The following is a 4,480-nucleotide window of genomic DNA, read 5'->3' as shown; positions in this document are numbered from 1 at the left end:
CGCAAAGCGCGCCAAACTGTTCGCGATGTCCTCGCACACCTGTTCGCGATGTCTCCGGTCCAAACACCCCCTTGAGGGGGAGATGCCAAGTTTTGGCAAAGAGGGCAGGGCAGAGGAGGGTGTTCATGCACAAACTTGAGCGCCTTTTGCGCCCGCGGACAATCGCGGTCTTCGGTGGCGCGCAGGCTGCCGCCGTCGTCGCGCAATCGATCAAGATGGGCTTTGCCGGCGAGATCTGGCCGGTGCATCCGAGCAAGGCCGAGGTCGCCGGCCGCAAGGCCTATCGCTCGGTGGCCGAATTGCCCGGTGCGCCGGATGCCGCTTTCGTCGGCGTCAACCGGCACTTGACCATCGAAGTGGTCAAGGCACTGGCCGAGCGCGGCGCCGGCGGTGCGGTCTGCTTCGCCGCCGGCTTCCTCGAAACCGAGGCCTATGACGAGGACGGCGAGCGGCTGCAGGCCGAGCTGGTCGCGGCGGCGGGCCAAATGCCAATCATCGGGCCGAACTGCTACGGGCTCATCAACTATGCCGACGGCGCGCTTTTGTGGCCCGACCAGCATGGCGGCATCAGGCTGCCAGAAGGCGGTCGCGGCGTTGCCATCATCACCCAGTCGTCGAACATCGCCATCAATATGACGATGCAGAAGCGCGGCCTGCCGATCGCCTTTCTGATGACCGCCGGCAACCAGGCGCAGACCGGGCTTTCCGAAATGGCGCTCGGCCTGATCGAGGACGACCGTGTCACCGCGCTCGGCTTGCATATCGAGGCTTTCGATTCGGTAGCCGGCTTCGAAAGGCTGGCGGCACGGGCGCGCGAGCTGAAAAAGCCTGTCATCGCCATGAAGGTCGGCCGCTCCGAGCAGGCGCGGCAGGCGACCGTTTCCCATACCGCGTCGCTGGCCGGCTCGGACGCAGCGTCCGGCGCCTTCCTGAAGCGGCTCGGCATCGCCCGCATCGATTCGATCCCGGCCTTCATCGAGGCGCTCAAGCTGCTGCACGTCACCGGCCCCCTGCCCGGCTACCGGCTGTCGTCGATGAGCTGTTCGGGCGGCGAGGCGTCGGTGATGGCCGACAGCGCCGAAGGCCGCTGGGTGACGTTTCCGCCACTCACCCCCGAGCACCGCGCGCATGTCAAATCGACGCTCGGGCCGCTGGTCGCGGTGGCCAACCCGCTCGACTACCACACCTTCATCTGGAACAACGAGCCGGCGATGACCGCCACCTTCACCGCGATGGTGTCGGGCGGCTTCGACCTCAACATGCTGGTGCTCGATTTCCCGCGCCCCGACCGCTGCTCGGACACCGACTGGTGGGCGACGCTGCGCGCCTTCGAAGTGGCGCTGAAGACCAACAGCGCGCAAGGCGCGATCGTCTCCTCGCTGCCGGAGAACCTGCCCGAGGAATACACTGCCGGCCTGATGGCGCGGGGCATGGTGCCGCTGTTCGGCATCTCCGAAGCCATGGACGCCGCCCAGGCGGCGGCCTTCATCGGCTGGGCCTGGCGCGAGCCGCAGGCGCAGCCGATCGACACTTCGGCGTCCGGCGCGCCGGTCGGCGACCATGTCACGCCGGACGAGGCCGAGGCGAAGGCGCGGCTCATCGAGGCCGGGCTCCCCGTGCCGAAGGGCGAGCGCGCCGGCAACGCGGTCGAAGCTGTCATCTCCTCGATGGCGCTCGGCTTCCCGGTGGCGCTGAAGGCCCTTGGTGTCATCCACAAGTCCGAGCTCGACGCGGTCCGGCTCAATTTGAGGGATGCCGAATCCGTCAGCACCGCCGCCCACGATCTCGGCCCGCTCGGCACGGGCCTTTATGTCGAGCGCATGGTGCGCGACGGCGTCGCCGAGCTGCTCGTCGGCTTCACCCGCGACCCGATGTTCGGCGCCGTGATGACGCTCGGCACCGGCGGCGTGCTGGTCGAGCTGTTGCGCGACAGCGTCACGCTGATGCTGCCGGCGACCCGCGACGATATCGAGGCCGCTTTGCGCGGGCTGAAACTGTTCCCGCTGCTCGACGGCTATCGCGGTCGGCCGAAGGCCGATGTCGCAGCGGCAATCGATGCGATATCGGGCATTGCCGCTTTCGTGCAGCAAAACGCCGGCGAGATCGAGGAACTCGACATCAATCCGCTGATCGTCTGCACCGAAGGCAAGGGCGCCTGGATCGCCGATGCGCTGCTGGTGCTTGGAGAGAACAAAAATGTCTGACGTCATCACCACCCGCCGCGAGGGCACTATCCTCGAAGTCACGCTCGACCGGCCCAAGGCCAATGCCATCGACCTGAAGACGTCGCGGCTGATGGGCGAGACTTTCAAGGCGTTTCGCGACGATCCCGACTTGCGCGTCGCCATCGTCAAGACCGCCGGTGACAAGTTTTTCTGCGCCGGCTGGGACCTGAAGGCCGCGGCCGGCGGCGACGCCGTCGACGGCGACTACGGCGTCGGCGGCTTCGGCGGGCTGCAGGAACTGCGCGACCTCAACAAGCCGGTGATCGCCTGCGTCAACGGCATGGCGGTCGGCGGCGGCTTCGAACTGGCGCTATCCTGCGACCTCATCTATGCGTCGGACCACTCCTCCTTCGCGCTGCCCGAAATCCGTGCCGGCACGCTGGCCGATGCGGCGACGATCAAGCTGCCGAAGCGTATCCCCTACCATGTCGCCATGGACCTTCTGCTCACCGGCCGCTGGATGGATGTCGCCGAGGCGCATCGATGGGGCCTGGTCAACGAGGTGCTGCCCAAGGAAAGACTGGAGGACCGCGTCTGGGAGATCGCGCGGCTGCTCGCCAGCGGCCCGCCGCTGGTCTTCGCCGCGATCAAGGAGACGGCCCGGGTCGCAGAATCGCTGACGTTCCAGGACGCGATGAACCGGGTGACGCGCCGGCAACTGTCGACGGTTGACGCACTCTACGGCTCGGAGGACAATCTCGAGGGCTTTCGCGCCTTTGCCGAGAAGCGCGATCCGGTGTGGAAGGGGAAATGAAGGTATTGCCGAAATGACGGCACTCCGTCACGCCCCCCTCTGGCCTGCCGGCCATCTCCCCCTCAAGGGGGGAGATCGGATGTCGCTTCGGTTTTCGCCAATCTCCAACGTTGCAAGATGGGCTGCAAGGCCGAAGCTGCCAATCTCCCCACTTGAGGGGGAGATGGCCGGCAGGCCAGAGGGGGGTGCTCAGGCGCTGTCGTCAGAACACTTTCAGCGCCCATGACCGACTACAAAACCCTCATCGACGCCGAGACCTGGGCCTTCATCGAGCGGACCAATTCTTATTATCCGCCCGATACGATCGACTACACCGTCGCCGAGCAGCGCCAGATCTATAACCGGATGTGCCGCGAGTTCTTTGCCGGCTATCCCCAAGGCGTCACGGCGGAAACCACCGCCATTGCCACACCCTGGCACATTCCGATCCGCATCTACCGCGCCCCGGCGCCGGAAGCTTCGGCAATGGTGCTTTATTTCCATGGCGGCGGTTTTATCCTCGGCGGGCTCGACAGCCATGACGACCTCTGCGCCGAGCTTTGCAGCCGCACCGGCTACGAAGTGGTTTCGGTCGACTACCGGCTGGCACCTGAACACCTTCATCCGGCCGCCTTCGACGATGCCATCAGCGCCTTCGAATGGGCGGCGGCGACTTACGAGCGTCCTGTCCTGCTCTGCGGCGACAGTGCCGGCGGCAATCTCGCCGCCGCCGTCAGTCATGCGACGCGCGGCCATGCGCGCAAGCCGATCGGCCAGATCCTGGTCTATCCCGGCCTTGGCGGCGACAGCTCCGCCGGTTCCTACGTCACCCACGCGGAAGCGCCGATGCTTACCGCGCGCGACCTCGTTTTCTACAGGGACATCAGGACCGGTGGCGAGGATCGCACCGGCGATCTCACTCTGTGGCCGCTCGCCGACGCCGAGTTCGCCAATCTTCCGCCCACCGTCGTGATCACCGCTGAATGCGACCCGCTGTCGTCGGACGGCGAAGCCTATCGCGACCGCATCGTTGCCGCGGGCGGGCGCGCCTGGTGGCTCGAGGAGCCGGGGCTGGTGCATGGCTATTTGCGCGCCAGGCACACGGCCGGCCGCGCCCGCTCGAGCTTTACCCGGATTGTCGATGCGGTAGCGGTTTTGGGAAGGGGCGAGTGGATCTGGTGAGGGATGTCTTCCCGACCAGAACGGGCCTTTGTCGGCCGGTACAGCTCTATTTGCGGCGGCGTCGCCGGCCGGAAACCTGCTTTCAGCCAAGGTCCTAAATGAAAGCCGCTCATCAGCAGGTACATCGGGACCATGCCGCCCAGCGGTGACGCCTCTTGCCCGGTCGAGCACATCATGTCCGGCGCGCCGCCGAGAAGCGTCAGCAGCGCCATGGCTGCGAAGGTCGGCGCGGCCGCAAAGGACAGCCAATCGGCTGATAGTGTGCTGAAGGTTCTGCAAAAAGTTTTGGATGGAGAACGGCGCCTGCTCTGAGGGCGAGCGGCCATGGCACGGTGGTGAC

The 4,480-nt window shown here is 66.2% G+C and carries 4 protein-coding genes; all 4 read left to right on the top strand.

Annotation, left to right across the window (positions count from 1 at the left end; translation table 11 throughout):
• Positions 1-125 precede the first annotated feature (125 nt).
• The 4 genes from NKI39_RS33925 to NKI39_RS34445 all read left to right on the top strand — a co-directional run bounded on the left by NKI39_RS33925 (position 126) and on the right by NKI39_RS34445 (position 4,452).
• Positions 126-2,204, top strand: coding sequence for an acetate--CoA ligase family protein (locus NKI39_RS33925; RefSeq protein ID WP_352818777.1), 2,079 nt, complete (start codon positions 126-128; stop codon positions 2,202-2,204).
• Positions 2,197-2,979 carry a carnitinyl-CoA dehydratase gene (locus tag NKI39_RS33920; protein WP_352472543.1) on the top strand — a complete coding sequence of 261 codons (783 nt, stop codon included), beginning with the start codon at positions 2,197-2,199 and terminating at the stop codon, positions 2,977-2,979. Before NKI39_RS33925 ends, NKI39_RS33920 begins: the two co-directional genes overlap by 8 nt.
• Before the next feature lie 222 nt (positions 2,980-3,201).
• Complete coding sequence (locus NKI39_RS33915; protein WP_352682187.1) at positions 3,202-4,140, top strand: alpha/beta hydrolase; 939 nt, start codon at positions 3,202-3,204, stop codon at positions 4,138-4,140.
• Between the two features lie 174 nt (positions 4,141-4,314).
• A complete protein-coding gene (locus tag NKI39_RS34445) occupies positions 4,315-4,452 on the top strand; it encodes a hypothetical protein (RefSeq protein ID WP_502898653.1) in 138 nt (45 codons plus the stop codon).
• Positions 4,453-4,480 lie beyond the last annotated feature (28 nt).

This window comes from Mesorhizobium sp. M0664, from assembly GCF_040320565.1.
Lineage (GTDB): Bacteria > Pseudomonadota > Alphaproteobacteria > Rhizobiales > Rhizobiaceae > Mesorhizobium.
Note: the sequence above shows the minus strand (reverse complement) of the source record. Positions and strands in the feature narration are given on the sequence as shown.